The organism is Pseudomonas sp. B21128, from assembly GCF_044218865.1.
Lineage (GTDB): Bacteria > Pseudomonadota > Gammaproteobacteria > Pseudomonadales > Pseudomonadaceae > Aquipseudomonas > Aquipseudomonas iridis.
On the sequence record NZ_CP162590.1, the window covers coordinates 4,376,878 to 4,400,834 of the forward strand.

A 23,957-nucleotide genomic window follows, 5' to 3' on the forward strand; every position below is an offset into this window, starting at 1 on the left:
GCCCCTGCCGAATAAGTCGACTCCATGCCTTTTGAACTCAGCGTTGACCTCACCACTTTGGCCATTCTGGCCGTTGTCGCTTTCGTTGCCGGTTTTATCGATGCCATCGCCGGCGGTGGCGGTCTGTTGACCACGCCTGCGCTGCTGACCGCTGGCCTGCCGCCACATCTGGTGCTGGGCACCAATAAGCTGAGTTCAACCTTCGGATCGGCGACGGCCAGTTTCACTTTCTACCGGCGCAAGCTGTTTCATCCTCGCCAGTGGATGCACGCGATTGTCGGCACCCTGGTCGGTGCATTGACCGGCGCCGTCGTCGCTCATTACCTGCCGGCAGAATGGCTGAACAAAATGCTCCCGGTGATCGTCTTCGCCTGTGGCCTGTATCTGCTGTTCGGCGGCACGCCAAAAGCGCCGCTGGACAGCAACGCGCCGATCAAGAAGAAATGGCAATCGACCCAAGGCTTCAGCCTCGGTTTCTACGACGGTGTGGCCGGTCCCGGCACGGGCGCGTTCTGGACCGTCAGCAGCTTGCTGCTGTACCCGATCGATCTGGTCAAGGCCAGCGGCGTGGCGCGCAGCATGAACTTCGTCAGCAACATTGCGGCGCTGTCGGTGTTCGTGTTTTCCGGGCAAGTGGACTGGATCATCGGCCTGAGCATGGGCCTGTCGGTGATGGTTGGCGCTTTCTTTGGCGCGCGCACCGCAATCAGCGGTGGCGCCAAGTTCATTCGTCCGGTGTTCATCACCGTGGTGCTGGGATTAACCGTGCGCCTAGCCTGGCAGCACTGGTTCAGCGTGGCCTAATCGCCGCGCCACATAGACGTCGATCAGGTAACGGGCAATCGATTTTGACGCCGGCAATGGCGGCAGCTCGTGCACGTTGAACCACTGGGCGTCTTCGATCTCGTCTTCCTGACACACAATCTCCCCGCCCGCGTATTCTGCGTGAAAACCCAGCATCATCGAGTGCGGGAACGGCCAGCACTGGCTCCCCAGATACTGGATATTCTTCACCTCGATCTGCACTTCTTCGCGCACCTCGCGAATCAGGCAGTCCTCCGCCGACTCGCCCGGCTCGGCAAAACCGGCCAGCGTGCTGTAAACCCCAGTCACAAACCGCGGTGAGCGTGCCAGCAGAATCTCGTCGCCACGGGTAATCAGCACGATCATGCTCGGCGAAATCCGCGGATAACTGCGCAGATCACACGGCTGGCAATACATCGCCCGCTCGCGCGGCACTTGCGTCATGGCTTGCCCGCAATTGCCACAGAAGCGGTGTTCACGGGCCCAGGTGCCGATCTGCGCGGCATAACCCAGTACTTTGTAAATCGTGTGATCGCCGTCGAGCATGAACGCCCGCAGGCCCTTCCAGCCGCAACCCATGACCTCGCTGGCGCTGCGCAATTCCAGCAAGTACACCGGCTCGCCATCGAGGTGGCCGATGCCATGCTCGGCCAGCACTGACAAGTCCTGACGCTTGAGCCACTCCCGCGGGAACAGCGCGCCGTTATCGTCGAACAGAAAGCCTTCGGGGCTACGCGCCACGGCCCAGCCGCCGGTTTGATCGGTGTCCAGTACTGCAGTGGTCCAGCGAGATGTCATGGTACTCAATCCACAAATTCGGGTTTCTGTTTGCTCATATGGGCGGCCATGGCCACGCGCAAGTCGGTGGATTGCAACATGGCGGCGTTCCAGGTGGCAACGTATTCGAGGCCGTCGTCGATGCGATGGTCGCGCATGTAGCTGATCATTTCCTTGGTGCCGGCAATGGCGATGGGCGACTTGGACGCGATGTCGCGAGCGATATCCAGCACGCCTTCGAGCAGCGCGTCCTTGTCACTGTAAACGCGATTGACCAGACCGATGCTGCGCGCTTCTTCAGCGCCAAAGTGGCGACCGGTGTAAGCCAGCTCACGCAGCATGCCGTCACCGATGATCCGTGGCAACCGTTGCAAAGTGCCAACATCGGCGGCCATGCCGATATCGATTTCCTTGATCGAGAATTGCGCGTCTTCGGCGGCGTATCGCATGTCGCAGGCGGCGATCAGATCAATCGCGCCACCCAGGCAATAGCCCTGAATCGCCGCGATGACCGGTTTGCGGCAGTTATCGACGGCGTTGAACGAGGCTTGCAGGGTAAAGATCTTTTTGCGCAGCAGGCGCGCGTTGCGGCCGACATCCTTGCCCAGTTCATTGGCGACGCCGGCGAGCATCATCAGGTCGATGCCGGAGGAAAAGTGTTTACCGTTGCCGCTGAGCACCACCACGCGCACTTCGTCGGTGTCGTCGACCCACTGGAAAATCTCGACGATCTCGCTCCAGAACGCGGCGTTCATCGAGTTGATTTTTTCCGGACGATTGATCTGCACATGGGCGATATTGTCGGCCAGTTCGACGCTGAAGGCGGTGTATTGAGACATGGCAGTGATCCTTTACCGGGCTGAAAATGAGGCCCGAACTATAACAAGGCATCACGGTGGCGGTTCGGCCAAAAGCGGGACTGTCAGAAATACATAAACCGTGTAGGCGCGGCCGGAGCCTACAGGGATTTCGGGAACACCAAAGATCCCTTGCTCGCGAAGGCGTCCGCAATCATCATCAATCACCGCGCCAACCTCCGCAGCCCAAACAACATCCCCGCGGCCCCCAGCAACATCCCCGCCAAAAACAGCGGATACGAGACCCACCACGGTGTTCCTTCGGTCATCATGCTGAACTCCGACATCCCGCCAATGCTTGCAATCAGGTTCAACGGCAAAAACACCACGTTGATCAACGTCAATTTGCGCAACAGGTTGTTCATGCTGTTGTTCATCAAGTTGCCGCGCGCGTCGATCAGCCCGGAAAACACCGTGGAATAAATCTCCGCCTGTTTGTAGCACTGGTTGTTTTCGATGATCAGGTCGTCGATCAGGCCGATCGCTTCGCTGTTGAAATGCAGTTTTTCGGCGTGGTTGCGCAGCCGCGTCAGCACTGCGCCGTTGCTGTGCAGGGCGTTGATGTAATAGATCAGGCTTTCACTGAGGTTGAACATTTGCACCAGATGCTGGTTCTGCATCGAGGCGTTGAATTTTTGCTGCAACTCGCGGGCGACCAGTTTGATCACCTTCAAGTGCCCGAGGTAGTGATGGATGTTGTTGAACAGCAGGTCGAGCAGAACATCCAGCGGCGTGTTTAACGGCTGGCGAGTGCCGAGGCCGTGCAGCGGCGTGTCGTCGGTGGCGATCACCAGCAACTGCCCGGGCGAGAACAGCAAACCGCACGAAGACACTTCAAACGCCAGACTGCCACCGCCGGAATAGTTTTCCGGGCGCTTCCAGATCAGGAACAAGTGATCGGGGTGAAACTCGATTCGCGAGACTTCGTCCGGATCGAGTGCCGAGGCCAGAGCGTGCTCATCGACTTTGAAATGACTGTGCAGCAGGTCACGCTCGGCGGCGTCGGGATCGCTGAACAGCATCACCTCGGCGTCCAGTCGTTCGACTCGCTGCAAGGCGCCGCGACTCAATGCAAAACTGTTGATCATCGGCGCTTCACCAGGCCTGACCGCGGCGCTTGAGCTCCAGCCGCCGCACGAACTCTTCCAGCACCAGTGAATACAAATCGTCCTGCAAATAAGCGTCCTCGATACCGGCGTCCAGGTTCGGGTTGTCGTTGACTTCGATCACCACCACCTTGTCGCCTGCCTGTTTGAGGTCCACGCCATAGAGACCGTCGCCGATCAGGTTGGCCGTTTTCACCGCCAGCTCCACCACGGCGCGGGGTGCCTCGTGGATCGCCATTGTCCGGCATTCGCCGTTGATGTCCTGGCCCTTGGCCTTGTGGTTGTAGATTTGCCAGTGCCCCTTGGACATGAAGTACTGGCAGGCAAAGATCGGTTTGCGGTTGAGCACGCCAATGCGCCAGTCGTACTCGGTATAGAAAAACTCCTGGGCCAGCAACAGCACCGAATGTTCAAAAAGCTCGGCCGTGGCTTCGAGCAGCGCCTGCTGGCTTTCGACCTTGATCACACCCCGCGAGAAACAGCCGTCGGGGATCTTCAACACCAACGGAAAACCCAGCCGTTCCCCTACCCGTTCGAAATCTTCGGGTCGCTCCTTGTACAGAATCTCCGTCGCCGGCATGCCCAGTTGATGGCTGTTGAGCAGGTCGGTGAGGTAGACCTTGTTGGTGCAGCGCAGAATCGAGGCCGGATCGTCCATCACCACCAGCCCCTCGCTTTCAGCCTTCTTGGCGAAACGGTAGGTATGGTTGTCGACGCTGGTGGTTTCGCGAATCAGCAAGCCGTCGTACTCGGCGAGTCGCGCGTAATCCTTGCGCTCGATCAGCTCGACGTCGATGCCCATGGTCTTGCCGACCCGAACAAAGTTCGCAAGCGCCTTGCTGTTTGATGGCGGCAGCGCTTCCTGCGGATCGTGCAAGATCGCCAGGTCATACCGCGCCACTTGCTTGGAGCGAGGCACCCGCCAGACTTTGCGGCTGAAGCCATCAAGCGCATTGGCGAATTGATCTTCCTGGTCGTCGCGCAACTTATGCAAAGTGCCGGACTTTATGCCCTCGATGTGCCAGCCGTTAGTTCGACGAAACTCAACTAACAGAATCGGACAGGGAAACACTTCAAACAATTGTCGAGCCAGATCCTGTAATGGCTCGATATGAGTCCTGCCGAAATACAGCGTCAGGGTAAAACCTTCGGTATCGCTGTAGAGATGATGACTGAGGGCTTTTTCCAGGGTTTTATCGAGGTCGTCCAGCGCCAGGCCGTAGAGTGATTTTTTGGTCAGTTCGCTGATCGTGCGAACCGACGGAATCACTTTGTGGCCGCGGGCTTCGGCCAGCAGCGAGCAGTAATAGCCATGGCCGAGGTACTTGTAGCTACGGCACAGATTGATCACCTGCACACGTTTGCCCGGCTCGCTGTCACGGGTTTGCTCAAGGTATTCCTGCGCCGTGATGATGTCCTCGCTGGGGAAGTACGAAGCCCAATCTTCCTTGCGTTCGACAATGATCAACACTCGACTGGAAGTGCCAGTTGCTGAATTTAAATAAGTTGCCGCCGGCAAATTTTGCTCGGATACTTCGCGCCAATGACCCTGTACCGCTGACATAGAGATTGATCCGTTGGAGAACAAGACCTTTTCTATTAAGCACGAAGTTTTTCGAAAGTCTCGTTTCGTTACGCAACTTTTACGGTGGTCATATGAGTGCTGTTTTTCGTTTGGCGGTAGTTGAAGATCTGCCGGCGTTGCTGGCATTGGAAATGCAATGTTTCACAACAGATGGGCTCAGCCGTCGCAGTTTTCACTGGATGATTACCCGCGCCCACGCACAGCTGCTGGTGGCCGAGGTAAACGGCCAATTACAGGGTTACGCACTGGCGTTGTTTCACCGTGGTACGTCGCTGGCGCGGCTGTATTCCATTGCGATTGCTGCCGAGGCGCGCGGGAGCGGGTTGGGTAAACAACTGCTGCAACGGATCGAGGCTTGCGCGCTGGAACATGATTGCGCGTATCTGCGCCTGGAAGTACGCACCGACAACCCCGCCGCCATTGCCCTGTATGAACGCAACGGCTACCGGCGTTTTGCACTGATTCACGATTACTACGAAGACCACGCCGACGCGCTGCGCCTGGAGAAACGCATTCTTCAGCATCGAGACTCACGCAGCATCAAAGTGCCTTGGTACGGACAAACCACCGACTTCACCTGTGGCCCGGCGTGCCTGTTGATGGCCATGGGGGCGTTGCAGTCAGAACGCTTGTTGGAGCGCCGTGAGGAACTGCAGATCTGGCGCGAGGCGACGACCGTTTTCATGACGTCGGGGCATGGTGGTTGCAGTCCGCAGGGATTGGCGCTCGCCGCATGGCGACGGGGATTTCGTGTGCGTCTGGAGTTGAGCCTGGCGGGGCCGTTGTTCCTCGACGGCGTACGTAATGAGCATAAAAAAGACGTCATGCGCCTGGTCCATGAAGAGTTCACCGCGCAGTTGGCGCAGACCGATGTGGAGCGCGTGATCGGTACTGCGCTGGATTTGCCGCGCTTACTGGACGCGGGAGGCCAACCGCTGGTGCTGATCAGCAGCTATCGGCTGACGCGATCGAAATCGCCGCACTGGGTGGTGGTGACCGATTGCGATGAGGATTTCGTTTACCTGCACGATCCGGACGTCGACCATAGCCAGCACCGCCAGCCCATTGATTGCCAGCATGTGCCGGTCAGCCACGGCGAGTTTGAGAAGATGTGCCGGTTTGGGCGGGGGAAGTTACGGGCGGTGGTGATTCTTTACGCCCGTAGTGAATAGTCTGCCCCAGATGCTGATACTGAACCTGTAGGAGCCTTCCGCAGCTCCTACAGGTTTATGAGTCTCAAAGATCGGGTTTGAGGCCGATCTTGTAGAGCGAACCGTTCTCCTCATCCGTCAGCACATACAAGTACCCATCCGGTCCCTGCCGCACGTCACGAATGCGCTGTTTCAGCTCACCCAATAAGCGCTCCTCATGCACGACCTTGTCGCCATCGAACTGCAAGCGAATCAACTCCTGACTCACCAGCGCGCCGATAAACAGGTTTTTCTGCCAGGGCTTGAAGCGATCGGCATCGTAAAACGCCATGCCGGTGACGCCCGGTGATCTCTCCCACACATGACGCGGATCGACGCCCCCTTCGACACTTTTGCCTTTGGCTTCGGGAATCGGCAGCAGCGAATAGTTGATGCCGTGGGTCGCCAGCGGCCAACCGTAGTTTTTCCCCCGCTCGATGATATTCACCTCATCACCGCCGCGCGGGCCGTGCTCGTTTTCCCAGACTGTGCCGTTCCACGGGTTAAGTGCTGCACCCTGCGGGTTGCGAATGCCGTAAGCCCAGATTTCCGGGCGCACGCCTGACTGACCCACGAACGGATTGTCGTCCGGAACCTTGCCGTCCGGGTAGATCCGCACAATCTTGCCTTGCAGCTTATCGAGATCCTGCGCGGTCGGCCGGTCGTTGTTTTCACCCAGGGTGATGAACAGATAACCATCGCGATCAAACACCAGCCGTGAACCGAAGTGGTTGCCGGTGGAGAGCTTTGGCTCCTGACGGAAGATCACTTTGAAATCCTTCAGCGTTTTCAAGTCATCCGACAGGTAACCGCGTCCCACCGCCGTGCCTGCCTTGTCCCCAGCGCCGCCACCTTCGGCGTAGGACAGGTAAACCAGTCGGTCCTGTTTAAAGTCGGGTGACAACACGACATCCAGCAAACCGCCCTGCCCCTTGGCCCATACTTGCGGCACGCCGCTTAGGGGAGCCGATAGCTTGCCGTCCGCCCCCACCACGCGCAGATTGCCCGGTCGTTCGGTCACCAGCATGCCTTGGCGGTCCGGCAGGAAGGCCAGCGACCACGGATGCTCAAGTCCTTGGGCAATGGTTGTGACTTCGAGAGTGCCTTGCTCGCTTTGCAGCGCTTTGGGGACAGCGGCGAATACCGGAACGCTGATCAGAGCGCTGGCGCACAGGCTGGCCAGAAGGGTTTTACGCAACATGCACGATTCCTTTTGTCGTTTCAAAGTCTGGCAGACCGCTTGACCTGCCGTTTAACGTTGAGTGTCGGTGCTTCGCGAGGGTGGGTTGGGAATGAACGTGGGGGGCTTGGTCGGCGCTGAACGAATCGGCTGGCCGTTGCCAATCCCCCGGTTATCAAGGGTTGGCGGACGTGGCACGGGAACGGTGTTTGGTCCACGGATGGGCGGGGCACTGGGCTGGGTGCCCTGCATGCTGTTGGGATTCGCCCGGCGAATCGGACTGTTGTAGGGGTTGTTGCTGTTGCCGGTCGGACTCTGCGCCAGCACCACGTCCGCATGAACCAGACCGCCACTGAGTGTCAGGACGGCGATGCCAATCAAAAATCGGTTCATGGGTCAGCCTCTCGATGTGCGTGGAGTAGAGCCTTCGAGTCCACGCTACGCTTCAGGTTCGGATTTGTTAACCCGTCGGTCTTAAACAACATGTAACACGGCTTGACCGAGCCAAACTGAAAACGCGCATTCTCAGGAAACTTTCGCGCCGGGCCTCGGGTCACCTGATCATCACTCGGAGAACTCACCATGGCTCGGGCAATCTGGAAAGGCGCGATCAGCTTCGGACTGGTCCACATCCCCGTCGCGCTGGTTTCAGCGACTTCATCCCAAGGCGTGGATTTCGACTGGCTCGACAGTCGCAGCATGGATCCGGTTGGCTACAAGCGCATCAACAAGGTGACCGGCAAGGAAGTGACCAAGGAAAACATCGTCAAAGGTGTGGCCTATGAAAAGGGCCGGTATGTGGTACTCAGCGAGGAGGAAATCCGCTCGGCACACCCGGTTTCGACCCAGACCATCGACATCTTTTCTTTCGTCGATGCCGAGCAAATCCCGTTGCAAAACATCGATACCCCTTATTACCTGGCGCCGGACAAGCGCGGTGGCAAGGTTTACGCACTGTTGCGTGAAACGTTGAGCAAAACCAACAAGGTTGCGCTCGCCCGCGTCGTCTTGCACACGCGCCAGTATCTGGCGGCGCTGATGCCGCTGGAGTCAGCGCTGGTGCTGGTGAAATTGCGCTGGCCACAGGAAGTACGCGGCCTCGATCAGTTGGAACTGGGCAGCGAAGTGACCAAGCCTCAGCTTGCCAAAGGTGAGTTGGACATGGCTAAACGTCTTGTCGAGGACATGAGCGGGGACTGGAGCCCCGAGGATTACAAGGACGAGTTCGAAGACAAGATCATGGCGCTGGTGGAGAAAAAGGCCCACGAGGGCAAGATCGAGGATGTCGAGACGGTGGGTGGCGAGGAACAGCGCAAGACCGCCGATGTGATTGACCTGACCGAGCTGCTGAAACGCAGCCTGGGTGGCAAGGCGCCCGCCAAGCCGAAGGCCAAAACGGCAAGCAAGTCGGCGCCAGCGAAGAAGGCCAAAAAAGCCTCCTGAGTCATCGGGTGAATCTCAGGGCCTCATCGCTGGCAAGCCAGCTCCCACAGGTTTAGCGGTGTGAATGCAATAGCAGCCTCACGCTGGCCACTGTGGGAGCTGGCTTGCCAGCGATGGCGCCAGGACAGTCGCCGCAATGTTCAGATCAGAATAAAGATCGCCAGCAAACCAGCAAAGATCGCCCACTTTTCCATGTAGTACCGCGCACGATTTCGCTTTTTCAGCTCTTTGCCACGCAACCTGATCTTGTAGATTTTAGTGAACAGGCGATTGATCCCACCGGTACGGTCGCCCGCATCGTTGGGCGCACCGGCGGCAGACATGACCGTACGGCTGAACCAGGCATTGAACGCTGCAGCCCAGCGATACTTCATTGGGCGCTCAATGTCGCAGAACAGAATGATGCGGTTCTTGTCAGTGGTGTTTTCGGCGTAATGGATGAAGGTTTCATCGAACATCACCGCTTCACCGTCACGCCAGTGGTAGTTCTCACCGTCGACATTGATGTAGCAACCCGCATCATTAGGCGTGTCCAGGCCCAAGTGGTAACGATAGGAGCCGGCGTACGGGTCGCGATGGCGTACCAGTTTCGAACCTGGCGGCAGTTCGGCGAACATCGCAGCCTTGATTGAGCCGATGCTCTGCACCAGTTCCGTGGTGCGCGGGCACAGCTTCATGGCCGACGGATGGCTCTCGCCGTACCACTTGAGGTAGAAACGCTTCCAGCCGCTTTTGAAGAAGGAGTTGAAACCGACGTCGTCATATTGGTTCGAACGCTTGATCTCACCCGCGCGCAGCAGGTTCTGGCCCTCTTCACGGATTTCTTCCCAATGCGCCTGCAACGGGCTCAGGTCGGGAAATTCGGTCGGATCAAGGTAAGGCTTGTTCGGCTTTTTCGAGAACAGGTAGAGAAAGCAGTTGATCGGCGCCAGAAACGTCGAATGGTCGCTTAGTTGCCGCCCCAGTTTGTGGCGCACACGGCCACGCAAGTGAACGTATGCAATGGAAATGACATAAATAGCAGCAATGATGAGTTTCACGGAAATCGTCACACGTCAGAAGTAAAAAAACTGCGCGCCTGTCGGCCTGGGGCCCAGCGTCTTATGCAGTGGTCTGAGTACAAATGGCACGTCCTTGAGCCCGCGCCGCTGTAGGGCGGTGGGTGAATGGATGGCATTTTAGCCACACTTTGTAACCGATAGTGAACCTTCATCTGTGAAAAACTGTCCCGCGATTGTGCCAATCGGCACCCGCGACGTCTTCGCCCTATCGTTTAAAGAGCCAGACCAGTACAATCGCCGCCAAACTTTACGCGCCCCCTTGGTTGATGCCGGGAACTCCCCGCCTCAGCGCACCTTGACTCGGGCCAAGCGCTACGGCCGCACCCTCGCTATTCAGAATGCTTCGCAGGAAAAACTCTTGATCTCTACAGCTAACATCACGATGCAGTTCGGCGCCAAGCCGCTCTTCGAAAACGTTTCCGTCAAATTTGCCGCGGGTAACCGTTATGGTCTGATCGGCGCCAACGGTTGCGGCAAGTCGACCTTCATGAAAATCCTCGGCGGTGACCTTGACCCGACGGGTGGCCAGGTCATGCTTGAGCCGAACGTGCGCCTGGGCAAGCTGCGCCAGGATCAGTTCGCCTACGAAGAATTCACCGTGATCGATACCGTGATCATGGGTCACGAAGAGCTGTGGAAGGTCAAGGCCGAGCGCGACCGCATCTACTCGCTGCCGGAAATGTCTGAAGAAGACGGCATGGCCGTGGCCGAGCTGGAAACCGAATTCGCCGAAATGGACGGCTACACCGCCGAATCCCGTGCCGGTGAATTGCTGCTGGGCCTGGGTATCGGCATCGAGCAGCACTTTGGCCCGATGAGCGAAGTGTCGCCAGGCTGGAAACTGCGCGTGTTGCTGGCTCAGGCACTGTTCTCCGATCCGGAAGTGCTGTTGCTCGACGAACCGACCAACCACCTGGACATCAACACCATCCGCTGGCTGGAAAACATTCTGACCCAGCGCAACAGCCTGATGATCATCATCTCTCACGACCGTCACTTCCTGAACAGCGTGTGCACGCACATGGCTGACCTGGATTACGGCGAGCTGCGCCTGTTCCCGGGCAACTACGACGAGTACATGACCGTGGCGACCCAGTCCCGCGAGCAACTGCTGTCGGACAACGCCAAGAAGAAAGCACAGATTTCCGAGCTGCAATCGTTCGTCAGCCGCTTCTCGGCCAACGCCTCGAAAGCCAAGCAGGCCACTTCCCGCGCCAAGGCGATCGACAAGATCCAGCTGGCCGAGGTCAAGCCTTCGAGCCGCGTCAGCCCGTTCATCCGCTTTGATCAGAACAAAAAGCTGCACCGTCAGGCTGTCATGGTCGAGAAGATGGCCAAAGGTTTCGACGGCAAGCCACTGTTCAAGGATTTCAGCTTCCAGGTTGAAGCCGGCGAGCGCGTAGCGATCATCGGCCCGAACGGTATCGGCAAAACCACGCTGCTGCGCACCCTGGTCAACGAGCTGACTCCGGATGCCGGTAGTGTCAAGTGGACCGATGCCGCCGAGCTGGGCTACTACGCTCAGGACCACGCGCACGACTTCGAAGACGACATGACCCTGTTCGACTGGATGGGTCAGTGGACTCAGGGCGAGCAAGTGATCCGTGGCACCTTGGGGCGGATGCTGTTCTCCAACGACGAAATCCTCAAGTCGGTGAAGGTGATTTCCGGTGGTGAGCAAGGTCGCATGCTGTTCGGCAAGCTGATCCTGCAAAAGCCGAACGTGCTGATCATGGACGAACCGACCAACCACCTGGACATGGAATCGATCGAAGCGCTCAACCTGGCGCTGGAAAACTACCCGGGCACGCTGATCTTCGTCAGCCACGACCGTGAGTTCGTATCGTCCCTGGCCACTCGCATCATCGAGCTGAGCCCGGACGGTGTGACCGACTTCAGCGGTACGTACGATGACTACCTGCGTAGCCAGGGCGTCGTATTCTAAAAGCAGCTTCGAGTTTTCAGCTGTTAGCTGCAGGTTAAGAGCCCTGTCCATGTGACAGGGCTTTTTGCATTTCAGGGTCAGTCATTTTTTGGTGCAGACACCTTCGCGAGCAAGCTCGCTCCCACAGGGGAATGCATTTCAGGGGTGGGAGCGAGTCTGCTCGCGAAGGGGCCCATCAGCAGCGATACCCATTCCGGGAAAAATAGTTAGCCAGCTTCCTTTTATTCCACACCCACGCCATGATGCGAACTCTCCCACCGCCGCCCGCGAACGAGTCCTCATGTCTGCGCAGCAACTGCCACCGCAACGCTCCATGGCGATCACCGTGCAGATCGTCTCTATCGTTTTCTATACCTTTATTGCGTTCCTCTGCATCGGGCTGCCGATTGCGGTGCTGCCGGGCTATGTTCATGAACAACTGGGTTTCAGCGCGATCGTTGCCGGACTGGTAATCGGCTCGCAGTACCTGGCCACCCTGCTAAGCCGCCCAATGGCCGGGCGCATGTCTGACACCATCGGCACCAAACGGGCGATCGTGTATGGCTTGCTGGGGATTGTGCTCAGTGGCGCGCTGACGCTGTTGTCCACGCTGCTGCAAAGCTATCCGCTGCCGAGCCTGTTGATTCTGATTCTCGGGCGGTTGTTGCTGGGCATTGCGCAGGGGCTGATCGGTGTCGGCACCATCAGTTGGTGCATGGGTCAGGTCGGGGTCGAACACACCGCCAGGTCCATCGGCTGGAACGGTATTGCGTCCTATGGCGCCATTGCGATTGGCGCGCCGCTGGGCGTGGTGATGGTGGCCGAGTACGGTTTCACCAGCCTCGGTATTTCGCTGTCGGTGTTGGCGGCGGGGGCGTTGCTGTTGATTCGTCACAAACCTTCGGTACCGGTGATACGCGGTGAGCGTCTGCCGTTTTGGGCCGTGTTCGGGCGGATTGCACCGTTTGGCGCGAGCCTAACGCTGGCCTCAATCGGCTACGGCACACTCACTACATTTATCACCCTTTATTACCTCAACCGCGGGTGGAGCGGCGCGGCGTATTGCCTGACGGTGTTCGGCGTGTGCTTTATCGTGTCGCGGCTGATGTTTATTTCGGCAATCAGTCGATTCGGTGGCTTCACTTCGGCCATCGTCTGCATTGCTGTTGAAACCGTGGGGCTGGTCATGCTGTGGCTCGCGCCGTCCACCGCGTTTGCATTGATCGGTGCCGGACTGGCGGGGTTTGGCCTGTCGCTGGTGTATCCGGCACTGGGCGTCGAGGCGATCAAGCAGGTACCGGGCTCCAGTCGCGGGGCCGGATTGAGTGCCTACGCGGTGTTCTTTGATCTGGCACTGGCGGTGGCCGGGCCGTTGATGGGCGCGGTGGCGTTGAATCTGGGGTATTCGTGGATTTTCTTCAGTGCGGCGCTGTTGTCGGTGACGGGGCTGGGGTTGACCTTGATGCTCAAGCGCCGGGCAATTTCCTGAAAACTCCCACAGGATTTGTGGTGACTTCAGGATAAACGCCTGAAGCTATTGATCCGCAGTCTGCATCCCCGCCCGTGTAGGCCGGCCCAGCGCATGGGCGAAGAATCGACCGGCTTCGGAAATCAGATTGCGATGGATGTCTTGGCGATCAACCCCATCGGCATCCGTGCACAACGCCGGCATGGCAATGATCTGCTCTTCGTTGCACGGCGCCATGAATACAAAGTGCCCTGCCCCGGCCAGCAATTTGAAGTCCGGTGCAGTCGGCAGCTTGCGCGCCAGTGCGGCAGCGTTTTTATCGAAAGCCACCAGTTTGTCGCCATCGCCGCTGTACAGCAGCACGGGCACATGCACGTCAGCCAACGTATGTCGGCCGAATTTCAGGCTGAGCGGCGCCATCAGCAACAAGGCGTGCACGCGTGGGTCAGCCACCGGCTGCAAATCATCACGGTCGACAATGAGCTCGCCTTGGGTGTTGCAGGCGTCACGGTCGTCCGGGCGTTCCTGGCAGTAGCGGCGTAGGCGATCCAGATCCGGTTGCGCCCCCGAAAGGATCAATGCTGTTTCGCCCCCGGCCGAATAGCCGATCACGCCTACCTGTTCTGCATTGACGAACGGCGCCAGCATGGGGTCGCCAAGGGTCGCAGTAATGGCTTCGGAAATCTGGATCGGCCGCCCGTAAAGATTGCTCAGGGTGCCGAGTCGGCTGTGATCCCTGGAGTTGTCGCCGGGGTGAATCACCGCCACCACAACGAACCCCTTGCGCGCCAATGACGTGGCAAGATCGTGCAGGGCCAGCGGCGTGCCGGTGTTGCCATGAGACAGCATCAGCATTGGGAATCGGCCCATGGCGACTTTGGTGTCTTCGCCGGCTTCGACTGAATAACCCTCGAGCATGCTCAGATGTTCGCGGTCGCTGGAGGGATAAAACGCGATGGCGCGCATCGGTTGCAAGTCGAGCGGATCGAGGAACGTCATTTCGTGGTAACCGGCGCTCCACGCAGGATGACGCCCCGGCGCCGCTTGCACTGTATTCAGGCTGCCGAGCAGGCAAATCAGTAACGTTGCACAAAGACGCATCACCGGACGCCCCACCCTGTTGTGACTCAATCGAAAGATTCGTTGCAGTGTGAGACCAGAAAGCCGTGCATTCGGTGCGCAGGTCACGACATTGCACTCAGACGCTGATCAGTTGACTGCATAACCCGGGCCAGATTATGTAACAGCCAGAAACAAAAAACTCCGTACTTGGCCCTTGCGGAACCAGAATACAGAGTTTTTGGGGTGCTACCTGAACATCAGCGGTTTTTTACGCGAGCCTTACGCGGCGGCGAACAGTTGCTCGCTGATCTTCGCTTGCGCGGCGGTCATGGCGTTGTTGCGCACTTCGTCACCGTACGCCAGGCCTTCGGCACGGACGATTTCGATGTCGGTGATGCCAAGGAAACCCAATACCAGCTTCAGATATTCTTCGTGGGCGATACCGCTGGCCTGACCGGCGTGAATGCCGCCAGAAGTGGAAACGATGACGACTTTCTTACCGCCGCACAGGCCTTCTGGGCCGGCTTCGGTGTAGCGGAAGGTTTGACCGGCAACCGCAACACGGTCGATCCACGCCTTGAGTTGGGTCGGAACGGTGAAGTTGTACATCGGTGCAGCGATCACTACAGCGTCAGCGGCGATGAACTCGGCCAGCGTCGAAGCGCTCAGGTCGGCTTCGTGTTGCTGTGCGGCGTTGCGCAGTTCAGCGGTGGTGCCGGCGGCAACCAGCGTGGTCGACGAGAAATGGCTGATGGCGTCGGCAGCCAGGTCGCGGTAAGTCACCACCGCGCTTGGCTCGGCGGCTTGCCAGGCTTTGACGACTTCGCTGCTCAACAGACGGGAAGCCGAGTTGTCGCCCAGAATGCTCGAATCGATATGCAGCAGTTTCATGTGGGATCTCCTGGAATGAATCGCCGGTGGCGACGGAATGGAGACAATCCTACGCAACAAACCAATAGCTGATTAGCCGCCAGCAATGCGATAGTTCGTCCCACTGATAGAACAGTTGGATATCCACCATGCAAGATCTCAACGATCTCTACTATTTCGCCAAAGTCGTCGAGGCTGGCGGTTTTGCGGCGGCCGGCCGTTTGCTGGGGATTCCCAAGTCACGACTGTCGCGGCGCATCGCCGAACTGGAAGAGCGTCTCGGGGCGCGTTTACTGCAGCGCACCACGCGCCAACTCAACCTCACCGCGGTCGGCGAGCGCTATTTGCGTCACTGTCAGGCGATGCTGCTTGAAGCGGAAATGGCCGACGAAGCCGTCGCCAGCATGTCCAGCGAACCGCGGGGACGTTTGCGGGTGTCCTGCCCCACCGGCCTGGCGCATGAAATGCTGCCGTGGGTGATCAGCGACTTCCTCGGCAAATTCCCTCAGGTGCAACTTGAAGTGGTGTTGCTCAATCGCCGGGTCGATCTGGTCGCCGAAGGATTTGACGTTGCCCTGCGTGTGCGCGAGCTGGGCGATGAAGACCCGTTACTGGTCACGCGCCGTCTGCGCCAGGCGCAAATGGTGGTCGTGGCCAGCCCGACATTCATGCAAGGCCAGTCGATCAGCCACCCGCAAGACCTGAAGAACTTGCCGGTGCTCGGCGCGCTCGAGGCCGATCGGCTGGTGCATGTGCGTTTAATCGATCAACAGGGCACCAGTTTCGAGCTGAGCATGGAAGCACGGCTGGGCATCGACGATTTTGTCGTGCGCAAGGCTTGTGTGCTGGCCGGCCAGGGCTTCACGCTATTGCCCATGATGTATTGCGAAGCCGAGTTGGAAAGCGGCGCGCTGGTGCAGTTGCTGCCCGAATGGTCGCTGCCCGGCGGATGGCTGCAAGCGGTGTACCCGCATCGGCGCGGGGTCATGCCGGCGGTGCGTGCGTGGATTGATCACCTGGTCGAGTCGTTCAATGCCTGTGGGGAGCGGTTGTTATGAGCAAGGGAAAAATGAGCGAAGCGGACGTCGCCGCGTTTTGTCTGGCATTGCCGGGCGCGCGCGAGGACTACAAGTGGGGTGGCGTGCGCGTATTTTCGATTGCCGGCAACAAGATGTTTGCCTTGCAGGGGCTGCGTGGGGATTCACTGGCGTTCAAGGTCGACAAAGACCTGTTTTTAGGCCATTGCGACCGCCCCGGGATCCATCCCGCTCCTTATCTGGCAAGGGCACAGTGGATCATCATGCATCCGCCCTACCCGCTGGGCACCGAGGAATTGCAGGGGTTGCTGCAACGGTCGCATCAGTTGGTGGTGAGCAAGTTGCCGAAGAAAACCCGGATTGGATTACTGCTTTAACCACAGTATCTGTGGGAGCGAGCTTGCTGGCGAAAGCGGCTTGTCATTGAGCAATGATGTCGACTGACACGACCTCTTCGCGAGCAAGCTCGCTCCCACAGGTTTCTATGTGATCTCTCAAAGGAAGGACAACAGGTTCGAACCGAGGAACAACTGGTCGATCCAGAACACCTGATGCAACACGACAATCATCCAGAACAGCACCTGAAACGACACTTTGCGCGTCTTGTGCCGGAACACCTGTTGGGCAATCAGCGCACCCGGCCAGCCGCCCGCCAGCTCCACCGCATGAAGGATGTTTTCCGGCGTGCGCCACGCATCGTTGCGAGCCTTGCGCTTGTCCGCCCAGTACATGAAAAACGCCAACACGCTGACGATGCCATACGCCGCCAGCGGCAGCAGAGAAATGCCGCTCAGCCACATCGACAGCGAGCCTGCCAACGGCAACGCACAGACGATCAACAGGACGACCAGCTTCAGTTTCAGGTGCTGAATATTGCCTCCGGACGGCCGACCTTCGGGGCGGCGCGCGCGCGAATCACTCATGCCTTGGCCGCCGACCAGTCCACCCAGCCAAACTGCCAGGTCGCCAGAATCACCAGCCCGAATACAATCCGATACCAGGCAAATGCCGCATAGCTATGGCTGCCGATGAACTTGAGGAGGCCGCGCACGGCGATCATCGCGAAGATAAATGCGGTGACGAAACCGATGGCAAACACCGGAAAATCCGCCGGCACAAATAGATCGCGATACTTGTAGCCCGAGTACACCGCAGCACCGACCATGGTCGGCATGGCGAGGAAGAACGAGAACTCGGTGGCGGTCTTGCGCGACAGGCCGAACAGCAGGCCGCCAATGATCGTCGAGCCGGAACGCGAAGTGCCGGGAATCATTGCCAGGCATTGGGCGAAGCCGATTTTAAGGGCGTCGCTCCAGCGAATCTCATCGACCGTTTCGGCATGCACTTCATGCTGACGCTTTTCGGCCCACAACATGATCACCCCGCCCACCACCAACGCCGCCGCCACAGTGATCGGGTTGAACAGGTATTCGTGAATCAGGTCGGCAAAAATCACCCCCAACACCACGGCAGGTAAGAACGCGATCAGCAGATTAGCCGTAAAGCGCCGCGCACTTGGCTGGGTCGGCAAGCCGATGACCACGTCGAAAATTTTGCGGCGAAATTCCCAGACCACGGCGAGAATCGCGCCCAGCTGAATAATAATGTTGAACGCCATGGCCCGTTCGCCGCCGAAGTTGAGCAGGTCGGCAACAATGATCTGGTGTCCGGTACTGGAAATGGGCAAAAACTCCGTCAGCCCTTCTACAACTCCTAGTATCAATGCCTGCAAGGCGGTCCAAAGATCCATCAATCCCCCAAAGAGCGATGCACGCCGGCATGCCCCGATAGTATTTTTTTACGTTCACTGCGATCAGCGTAGCTGGTTAATGCTGGACCGATTCCGCGCGCACAGGATCCCTAGGAACGGGTCAAAATTCCGTGAAATATCAACTTCGATTCAGGTTTTCACGCGCGGGGCCGAAATCCTAACAGACAAGCCTTATTAGCGCTGCCGCGTTATACGACTTGGGTCGCGTATGCCCGCTCGCGAAATCGTGGTTGGATGCTGGCGGTCGTTTATTACAAGAAAAAGAATCCGGAGTGACAGCGTTATGAACAGCTTGCGCAGTGTGTCGATCAGCCGACGCTTGTGGCTCATCTTGATTGTGGCGGTGGTCATGTTGCTGACCTTGGGCGTATTGATGCTCAAGCAGATCCACGACGACCTGTATCACGCCAAAGCCCAGAAAACCCAGCACGTGGTACAGACCGCCAGTGGCCTGCTGACCTACTACCACGAGCTGGAAACCGCCGGAACGCTGACTAAAGAGGCGGCGCAGAAACAAGCCCTCACGGCCATCCGTGGGCTGCGCTACGACCAGAGCGATTACTTCTGGATCAACGACCTGACCCCAGTGATGGTCATGCACCCGACCAACCCCAAACTCGAAGGCCAGAACCTCTCGGCAATCCGCGATCCGGACGGTTTTGCGGTGTTCAACGAAATGGTCGCGATTGCCCGGTCCAAGGGCGCCGGCATGGTCGATTACCGCTGGCCGAAACCCGGCGCGAGTGAGCCTGTGGCGAAAACCTCTTACGTCAAACTGTTCGAGCCGTGGGGCTGGGTGCTTGGCTCCGGGGTTTACGTTGACGACGTGCAGGCCGAATTCCAGGGCCAGGTGATCAAGGCCACCGTGATCGGTCTGGGGATTGCCATGATCATGGCGCTGCTGGTGATCCTGATCGCGCGCAGCATCGTGCGCCCCTTGCAGGAAACCGTGAATGCCATGGCCAACATCGCCAGCGGCGAAAGCGACCTGACCCGCAGCCTCGATACCCACGGCAAGGACGAAGTGACCGAACTGGCTCACCACTTCAATGCGTTTACCGCCAAATTGCGCCGGGTGATCGGTGAGTTGCAGGTGTCGGCCAGCGCGCTCGGTCAATCGTCCAGCGAACTGGGCAACGATGCCTCGCAAGCTCAGCAACGTAGTCAGCAACAGTCGCAACAAATGGAGTTGGTGGCCACCGCGATCAACGAGGTGACTTACGGCGTGCAGGACGTGGCGAAAAACGCTGAGCATGCGGCCACCGAAATGCGTGATGCCGAGGCGCAGGCGCAACAGGGCCAGATCAATATCGACGGTAGCCTGCAACAAATCGACAAGCTCTCCGGCACCATTGATCAAGCAGTCGAGGTGATTCGCACCTTGGCCACCGAAAGTACCCAGATCGGCAGCGTGCTGGAGGTGATTCGCTCGATTGCCGAGCAAACCAACCTGCTCGCCCTCAACGCGGCGATCGAAGCGGCGCGTGCTGGTGAACAGGGCCGTGGATTCGCCGTGGTGGCGGATGAAGTGCGCTTGCTGGCGCAGCGTACGCAGAAGTCGACAGCGGAAATCCAGTCGATGATCGAACGCCTGCAAAATCACTCCGAGGCGGCGGTGAAGGTCATCGGTGACAGCAGCAAGGCGTCGCAACTGACCATTGAACAGGCCGGGCTGGCGGGCGCGAGCCTGAATGCCATCGGCCAGGCGTTGCGCAACCTCAATGGCCTGAACGCGTCGATTGCCAGCGCCACGCTACAACAGGCGCATGTGGTCGAGGACATCAACCAGAACGTTACCCAGGCGGCGGGGCTTTCTCACAGCACGGCCATGGCGGCAGAACAGTCGAGTGCGGCGAGCGTACGCCTTGGGCAACTGAGCGAACAACTCAACGGCCTCCTGCGCCAGTTCCGCGTGTAATACCTAACCTGTGGGAGCGAGCTTGCTCGCGATAGCGGCTTGTCGGTTGGAAGGTGTTGCCTGCCCCACCGCTATCGCTGGCAAGCCAGCCCCCACAGGTTTTGTGCAGCGCCATCTTTTGTGAGCACAACATGAATCTCTGTGTGAGCTGGCAAACTTTGGCGGCGTGCCACAAAGCCTGAGCACTACATAAATCCCTGTGGGAGCTGGCTTGCCAGCGATGGGGGTGCGACATTCAGCATCAGTGTTGAGTGGGCCGCCACACTGGCGAGCAAGCTCGCTCCCACAGGGTTCTTCAGTGTTCTGGCGAATACAGTACAATCCGCCCCCTCTTTCAACTCCCCCTCAAGGAACCCACATGTCCGGGCTTGAACTGTTTGCCGCCGCTCTCGGTGTCATCGCCGTGTGGCTGACGGTCAAACAGAATCCGTGGTGCTGGCCGATCGGCCTGGTCATGGTGTTGCTCTATAGCTGGATCTTCTTTGAAGTGAAGCTGTATTCGGACATGTTGCTGCAAGTGATCTACGCCGCCCTGCAAGTGTATGGCTGGTGGCAATGGACGCGCGCCGGGACGATGCATGACGGGCGACAAGTCACTCGCCTGGATACTCGCTCGATAGCGCTTGGCCTGAGTGTCGGCGCAATTGGCAGCGTGTTGCTGGGGGCTGCGATGGCGCACTGGACTGACGCGGCGCAACCGTGGCTGGACGCGGCGCTCACCGGTTTCAGCCTGGTTGCGCAGTTATGGATGGCGCAGAAACGCCTGCAATGCTGGGCGCTGTGGTTCGTGCTCGACGTGATTTTTGTCGGACTGTTCCTTTATAAGGGGCTTTACCTCACCGCGGGCCTGTACGCACTGTTCACCGTGATTGCCATTCAGGGCTGGCGCGAATGGCGCGCCGACCCGGCATTGCGCACATGAAGGTCGTGGTTCTGACCGGTCCGGAATCCACTGGCAAGAGCTGGCTGGCGGCGGGCCTTCAGCAACAGTTTGGCGGTCTGCGGGTGGACGAGTACGTGCGCTGGTTTATCGAGCAGAACCCGCGTGACACCTGCCTGGCCGACATCCCCGAGATCGCCCGCGGGCAACTGCAATGGGAAGATCAGGCGCGGGCGCAACAACCGCCGCTGCTGATTCTCGACACCCACTTGTTGAGCAATATGCTCTGGAGCCAGACCCTCTTCAGCGCGTGCCCGGACTGGCTGGAAGGCGAGTTGCTGGCGCGCCATTACGATTTGCACCTGCTTCTTTCGCCGGAACGGATTGACTGGACCGATGACGGTCAGCGCTGCCAGCCGGATCTGGCACAGCGCCTGGCTTTCTTTCAGGCCACGCGTGATTGGCTGGAACAGCATCGGCAACCCTGCCAGATCATCCACGGCGACTGGGCCGAGCGACAGGTCCAGGCCTTCGCGGCCGTTGCGCGCCTGTTGGCCAACTGACGGGGCACTTGACCCACTGTTTCACCCTGTTTTGGGGGAAAAGTGTCCATTCCTGAAACACTCGCCCGGGTGCAGAGTGGCCGTTTCAACGCTATTCATCGCTTTGTCATGGCATTTGTTACGTCCCTGATACACATCCGCGCAAACCCTTGTTCCAGAGCATTGTTCAGCCAATAGAAAGGCTGGCGAGACCGCTTGTGTTTCAACGATGAAACACACTGAGCACCGACTCAGCCCGTATTTCTCATAACTCACTGGAAAACAACAACAATTCAAAAGCGGCACAGCTTTCGCTATCTCCTTCACAACGCTGACAAGGGCAGCCCACTGAAGAAGGAATTGCAGCCGTGGGGAATATCAAAAAGAGCATGACCTGCCTTTTGCTGATCGGATCAGCAGCCAGTGTATTGATCAGCACCAACGTTCAGGCCGAGGGCAATGGCGTGATCGTCCTTGATCGCGATGTGCAGCCTATCCCTATCGGTCGCAATGGCGGCAAAGACCCCTACCCGACGACCGTCAACGCCAATCCCTCCGCTCGAATCAATCAGACCCTGAGCAGCACTGAACTCAGTGACGGTGACTTCGCCGAGATCGCCAGTGGTTCTTCGATACGCGGCAACATGAACACGCCAACTTCGAACCTGCCGGGGATGAACACGCTGACCAACACCAACGGCTTGCCGGGCATGCGCACTGGCACCGGCGGCGGTGCCGGCGGCTCGATCTCCAATACCGTCAACCGTGCCATGAGCACCGGCCTGGCCCCCCTGACCCGCATGGCCGGAGGCCAATGAGATGAATCGCACTCTTCTTCTCCTCGCCTTGCTCGGTTGCACCAGCGCCATGGCTGACCCAAGTTCAGTCAACAGCGCAAACATTCAGGATTCAGGCATGCAATACCGCGGCAATTTCAACGTCAACCAGGCCGCCGGTGACCAGATGCAACAAGCCAATACCAAGGCGATCGCCATCGGCACCGAATCTCAGGCCACTACCCGAGTCATTCAGAAGATCGACACACCTGCCGATCGCTCGATGAACGCCAGCGCCAACATCGGCGGCAACGCTTTCAGTAATGGCAACGGAATCCTGGGCGTCAACCAGGGCGCCGGGGCCAACAACCAGATGGCCAATGTGACGCGCGTCAGCATCAGTGCTGGCCCGCAGAGCATTGACGACAGCGCCCTTTCGCAACAGAACGTGGCGTTGTTACCGAGCTCAGGAGCAACTGGTACCTCAATCGGCAGTCGCCAGGTCACGACAAGTGATCAGGCCTTCACCGGCAGCCGCGGGGTAATCCAGGTGAACCAGAGTGCCGGGGTGGGGAACCGAATGGCCAACACCCTGAGCATCCGGGTCGCAGACTGACCCAAATAAAAAGCAGTGCAATTAGAAAGTACCAACACTTAACCAACTAATAAGCACGATGGAGAAACACCATGAAACCTACAATGGCTCTCAAACCACTGGTTTTCGCACTTGCAGCAGTGATGGCAATCGCAGCACAGGCAGGCGGTCGTGATGACGATCATGGTAATGGGCACGGCAACGGCCACGGTAATAACCAGCCAAGAGGCCCAAGCTTGGAACAACTGCTGCAAATCACCGCAGGCGCCGGCGCCGCTGTGCTCGATGAGCAAGAAAGCGACGGCAACGTTGTCAAAAACCAGGGCACGCTCAATAACGCTAACGCCAGTGACTCGCTGAACAACTCCAACGGCAACATGGGCGCCAACGTTGCAGCTGGCGACGGCAACCAGCAGGACAATGCTGCTGCACTGGCCACCGCTGACGAAAGCTTCATCTTCGGTAACGCTGTTGCTGCCTCGAGCGCCACTCAAGTCAACAACAACAACTATGTGAAAAACTCGTCCACCTTCAACAACGCCAATCTCAACAACGCAGGCAACAATGGTTCCGGCAACATCGGCATCAACGTCACTGCCGGCAACTTCAACCAGCAGAAAAACAACCTGGCAATCGCCGTATCCGGTGGTCGCGTAGCTCAGGCTGCTGCTTCTGCCAACCAGTCTTCCACTGGCCTGGTTGTCGATAACAAAGGCGTGCAGACCTACAAAACCGACACCCTCACCGGGACTTATGCCGCTGCCGGGACGTTCAAGGCAAAAGGCACTGCAACCATCGAAGACGATAATGATCACGGCGGTTGGGGCAATCGTGGCGGCGGCCACGGCGGCAACGATGATCAGAAAGCCAAATTCGAAGCCGTGGGTACCTTTGGCCTCGCTGGCGTAACCACTCAGCAAGTGATGACCAAAGACGGCTGGAAAGCGCCAGTGGTCAACAATGCCAACATGACCAACTCGATGAACAACTTCTCCGGCAACGGTGGGGCCAACGTCTCGTCTGGTGTGGGCAACCAACAAAGCAACTCGCTGTCCATCGCCGCAGGTTGCAGAGCCTGCCTGTAATCGCGATCGAACGAAAGCCCCGGAAA

General features: G+C 58.5%; 24 protein-coding genes. 13 read left to right on the top strand and 11 right to left on the bottom strand.

All coding sequences use genetic code 11. The features are described from left to right. Positions 1-24 precede the first annotated feature (24 nt). Complete coding sequence (locus AB4P91_RS19560) at positions 25-804, top strand: TSUP family transporter (protein WP_042559075.1); 780 nt, start codon at positions 25-27, stop codon at positions 802-804. Here AB4P91_RS19560 and nudC read toward each other — a convergent pair. The 4 genes from nudC to AB4P91_RS19580 form a co-directional block, all read right to left on the bottom strand. Further along, entirely contained in the window at positions 772-1,602 is an 831-nt protein-coding gene (gene nudC / locus AB4P91_RS19565; RefSeq protein ID WP_395603456.1) for an NAD(+) diphosphatase, read from the bottom strand. The two genes, AB4P91_RS19560 and nudC, sit on opposite strands and share 33 nt — an antisense overlap. Before the next feature lie 5 nt (positions 1,603-1,607). Then, positions 1,608-2,420, bottom strand: coding sequence for a crotonase/enoyl-CoA hydratase family protein (locus tag AB4P91_RS19570; RefSeq protein ID WP_395603457.1), 813 nt, complete (start codon positions 2,418-2,420; stop codon positions 1,608-1,610). 182 nt (positions 2,421-2,602) lie between these two features. Further along, positions 2,603-3,526, bottom strand: a complete 924-nt coding sequence (locus AB4P91_RS19575) for a magnesium transporter CorA family protein (protein ID WP_150596327.1) — start codon at positions 3,524-3,526, stop codon at positions 2,603-2,605. Between the two features lie 7 nt (positions 3,527-3,533). After that, the gene (locus tag AB4P91_RS19580) at positions 3,534-5,108 is read right to left on the bottom strand and encodes a RimK family protein (RefSeq protein WP_395603458.1); all 1,575 of its coding nucleotides are present in this window, start codon (positions 5,106-5,108) and stop codon (positions 3,534-3,536) included. Between the two features lie 92 nt (positions 5,109-5,200). Here AB4P91_RS19580 and AB4P91_RS19585 point away from each other — a divergent pair, with 92 nt between their 5' ends. Beyond that, a complete protein-coding gene (locus tag AB4P91_RS19585; protein WP_395603459.1) occupies positions 5,201-6,301 on the top strand; it encodes a GNAT family N-acetyltransferase/peptidase C39 family protein in 1,101 nt (366 codons plus the stop codon). Positions 6,302-6,365: 64 nt separating this feature from the next. On the opposite strand, the gene AB4P91_RS19590 is transcribed toward AB4P91_RS19585, so the two are convergent. Beyond that, positions 6,366-7,520, bottom strand: coding sequence for a PQQ-dependent sugar dehydrogenase (locus tag AB4P91_RS19590; protein ID WP_150596325.1), 1,155 nt, complete (start codon positions 7,518-7,520; stop codon positions 6,366-6,368). A gap of 51 nt (positions 7,521-7,571) precedes the next feature. Further along, positions 7,572-7,892, bottom strand: coding sequence for a hypothetical protein (locus tag AB4P91_RS19595; RefSeq protein ID WP_150591779.1), 321 nt, complete (start codon positions 7,890-7,892; stop codon positions 7,572-7,574). A gap of 189 nt (positions 7,893-8,081) precedes the next feature. Between AB4P91_RS19595 and AB4P91_RS19600 the strand changes: the two genes are divergently transcribed. Then, positions 8,082-8,942 carry a Ku protein gene (locus AB4P91_RS19600; protein WP_150591778.1) on the top strand — a complete coding sequence of 287 codons (861 nt, stop codon included), beginning with the start codon at positions 8,082-8,084 and terminating at the stop codon, positions 8,940-8,942. A 140-nt stretch (positions 8,943-9,082) separates the two neighbouring features. Here the strand turns inward: AB4P91_RS19600 and lpxO are convergent, their stop codons facing one another. After that, on the bottom strand, positions 9,083-9,982 hold the full coding sequence (gene lpxO / locus AB4P91_RS19605; protein ID WP_395603460.1) for a lipid A hydroxylase LpxO: 900 nt from the start codon (positions 9,980-9,982) through the stop codon (positions 9,083-9,085). Positions 9,983-10,361: 379 nt separating this feature from the next. Here lpxO and AB4P91_RS19610 point away from each other — a divergent pair, with 379 nt between their 5' ends. Together AB4P91_RS19610 and AB4P91_RS19615 are read left to right on the top strand one after the other, a co-directional pair. After that, complete coding sequence (locus AB4P91_RS19610) at positions 10,362-11,948, top strand: ABC-F family ATPase (protein ID WP_080896013.1); 1,587 nt, start codon at positions 10,362-10,364, stop codon at positions 11,946-11,948. Between the two features lie 280 nt (positions 11,949-12,228). Then, positions 12,229-13,416, top strand: a complete 1,188-nt coding sequence (locus AB4P91_RS19615) for an MFS transporter (RefSeq protein ID WP_395603461.1) — start codon at positions 12,229-12,231, stop codon at positions 13,414-13,416. A gap of 45 nt (positions 13,417-13,461) precedes the next feature. On the opposite strand, the gene AB4P91_RS19620 is transcribed toward AB4P91_RS19615, so the two are convergent. Together AB4P91_RS19620 and AB4P91_RS19625 are read right to left on the bottom strand one after the other, a co-directional pair. Next, positions 13,462-14,499: a dienelactone hydrolase gene (locus AB4P91_RS19620; protein ID WP_150596440.1), complete on the bottom strand. Its 1,038-nt coding sequence runs from the start codon at positions 14,497-14,499 to the stop codon at positions 13,462-13,464. A 237-nt stretch (positions 14,500-14,736) separates the two neighbouring features. Continuing rightward, a complete protein-coding gene (locus tag AB4P91_RS19625) occupies positions 14,737-15,348 on the bottom strand; it encodes an FMN-dependent NADH-azoreductase (RefSeq protein ID WP_047301015.1) in 612 nt (203 codons plus the stop codon). A 128-nt stretch (positions 15,349-15,476) separates the two neighbouring features. On the opposite strand from AB4P91_RS19625, the gene AB4P91_RS19630 reads away from it, so the two are divergent. Beyond that, positions 15,477-16,385 carry a LysR substrate-binding domain-containing protein gene (locus tag AB4P91_RS19630; RefSeq protein ID WP_150591774.1) on the top strand — a complete coding sequence of 303 codons (909 nt, stop codon included), beginning with the start codon at positions 15,477-15,479 and terminating at the stop codon, positions 16,383-16,385. Further along, positions 16,382-16,741 (top strand): MmcQ/YjbR family DNA-binding protein, encoded by a 360-nt coding sequence (locus AB4P91_RS19635; protein WP_042559061.1) that lies wholly within the window; start codon positions 16,382-16,384, stop codon positions 16,739-16,741. The genes AB4P91_RS19630 and AB4P91_RS19635 overlap by 4 nt, the downstream gene beginning before the upstream one ends. Before the next feature lie 117 nt (positions 16,742-16,858). On the opposite strand, the gene AB4P91_RS19640 is transcribed toward AB4P91_RS19635, so the two are convergent. Beyond that, entirely contained in the window at positions 16,859-17,287 is a 429-nt protein-coding gene (locus AB4P91_RS19640) for a DUF1294 domain-containing protein (RefSeq protein ID WP_150591773.1), read from the bottom strand. After that, complete coding sequence (locus tag AB4P91_RS19645; protein ID WP_150591772.1) at positions 17,284-18,114, bottom strand: undecaprenyl-diphosphate phosphatase; 831 nt, start codon at positions 18,112-18,114, stop codon at positions 17,284-17,286. Before AB4P91_RS19645 ends, AB4P91_RS19640 begins: the two co-directional genes overlap by 4 nt. 304 nt (positions 18,115-18,418) lie before the next feature. Here AB4P91_RS19645 and AB4P91_RS19650 point away from each other — a divergent pair, with 304 nt between their 5' ends. From AB4P91_RS19650 to AB4P91_RS19675, 6 genes are all read left to right on the top strand, one after another. Continuing rightward, positions 18,419-20,053, top strand: coding sequence for a methyl-accepting chemotaxis protein (locus tag AB4P91_RS19650; RefSeq protein ID WP_395603462.1), 1,635 nt, complete (start codon positions 18,419-18,421; stop codon positions 20,051-20,053). A 358-nt stretch (positions 20,054-20,411) separates the two neighbouring features. Then, on the top strand, positions 20,412-20,975 hold the full coding sequence (gene pnuC, locus AB4P91_RS19655; RefSeq protein WP_150596320.1) for a nicotinamide riboside transporter PnuC: 564 nt from the start codon (positions 20,412-20,414) through the stop codon (positions 20,973-20,975). Next, on the top strand, positions 20,972-21,496 hold the full coding sequence (locus AB4P91_RS19660; RefSeq protein ID WP_150687487.1) for an AAA family ATPase: 525 nt from the start codon (positions 20,972-20,974) through the stop codon (positions 21,494-21,496). The genes pnuC and AB4P91_RS19660 overlap by 4 nt, the downstream gene beginning before the upstream one ends. A 347-nt stretch (positions 21,497-21,843) precedes the next feature. After that, positions 21,844-22,293: a hypothetical protein gene (locus AB4P91_RS19665; RefSeq protein WP_150591769.1), complete on the top strand. Its 450-nt coding sequence runs from the start codon at positions 21,844-21,846 to the stop codon at positions 22,291-22,293. Position 22,294: 1 nt separating this feature from the next. Beyond that, entirely contained in the window at positions 22,295-22,867 is a 573-nt protein-coding gene (locus tag AB4P91_RS19670) for an adhesin (protein WP_150591768.1), read from the top strand. A 71-nt stretch (positions 22,868-22,938) separates the two neighbouring features. After that, the gene (locus AB4P91_RS19675) at positions 22,939-23,931 is read left to right on the top strand and encodes a heme utilization protein (RefSeq protein WP_150591767.1); all 993 of its coding nucleotides are present in this window, start codon (positions 22,939-22,941) and stop codon (positions 23,929-23,931) included. The last annotated feature ends 26 nt before the right edge of the window (positions 23,932-23,957 follow it).

Coding starts and splice junctions, on each gene's coding strand:
- AB4P91_RS19560 (WP_042559075.1), top strand. CDS start 25: ATGCCTTTTGAACTCAGCGTTGACCTCACCACTTTGGCCATTCTGGCC.
- nudC (WP_395603456.1), bottom strand. CDS start 1,602: ATGACATCTCGCTGGACCACTGCAGTACTGGACACCGATCAAACCGGC.
- AB4P91_RS19570 (WP_395603457.1), bottom strand. CDS start 2,420: ATGTCTCAATACACCGCCTTCAGCGTCGAACTGGCCGACAATATCGCC.
- AB4P91_RS19575 (WP_150596327.1), bottom strand. CDS start 3,526: ATGATCAACAGTTTTGCATTGAGTCGCGGCGCCTTGCAGCGAGTCGAA.
- AB4P91_RS19580 (WP_395603458.1), bottom strand. CDS start 5,108: ATGTCAGCGGTACAGGGTCATTGGCGCGAAGTATCCGAGCAAAATTTG.
- AB4P91_RS19585 (WP_395603459.1), top strand. CDS start 5,201: ATGAGTGCTGTTTTTCGTTTGGCGGTAGTTGAAGATCTGCCGGCGTTG.
- AB4P91_RS19590 (WP_150596325.1), bottom strand. CDS start 7,520: ATGTTGCGTAAAACCCTTCTGGCCAGCCTGTGCGCCAGCGCTCTGATC.
- AB4P91_RS19595 (WP_150591779.1), bottom strand. CDS start 7,892: ATGAACCGATTTTTGATTGGCATCGCCGTCCTGACACTCAGTGGCGGT.
- AB4P91_RS19600 (WP_150591778.1), top strand. CDS start 8,082: ATGGCTCGGGCAATCTGGAAAGGCGCGATCAGCTTCGGACTGGTCCAC.
- AB4P91_RS19615 (WP_395603461.1), top strand. CDS start 12,229: ATGTCTGCGCAGCAACTGCCACCGCAACGCTCCATGGCGATCACCGTG.
- AB4P91_RS19625 (WP_047301015.1), bottom strand. CDS start 15,348: ATGAAACTGCTGCATATCGATTCGAGCATTCTGGGCGACAACTCGGCT.
- AB4P91_RS19630 (WP_150591774.1), top strand. CDS start 15,477: ATGCAAGATCTCAACGATCTCTACTATTTCGCCAAAGTCGTCGAGGCT.
- AB4P91_RS19635 (WP_042559061.1), top strand. CDS start 16,382: ATGAGCAAGGGAAAAATGAGCGAAGCGGACGTCGCCGCGTTTTGTCTG.
- AB4P91_RS19640 (WP_150591773.1), bottom strand. CDS start 17,287: ATGAGTGATTCGCGCGCGCGCCGCCCCGAAGGTCGGCCGTCCGGAGGC.
- AB4P91_RS19645 (WP_150591772.1), bottom strand. CDS start 18,114: ATGGATCTTTGGACCGCCTTGCAGGCATTGATACTAGGAGTTGTAGAA.
- AB4P91_RS19650 (WP_395603462.1), top strand. CDS start 18,419: ATGAACAGCTTGCGCAGTGTGTCGATCAGCCGACGCTTGTGGCTCATC.
- pnuC (WP_150596320.1), top strand. CDS start 20,412: ATGTCCGGGCTTGAACTGTTTGCCGCCGCTCTCGGTGTCATCGCCGTG.
- AB4P91_RS19660 (WP_150687487.1), top strand. CDS start 20,972: ATGAAGGTCGTGGTTCTGACCGGTCCGGAATCCACTGGCAAGAGCTGG.
- AB4P91_RS19670 (WP_150591768.1), top strand. CDS start 22,295: ATGAATCGCACTCTTCTTCTCCTCGCCTTGCTCGGTTGCACCAGCGCC.
- AB4P91_RS19675 (WP_150591767.1), top strand. CDS start 22,939: ATGAAACCTACAATGGCTCTCAAACCACTGGTTTTCGCACTTGCAGCA.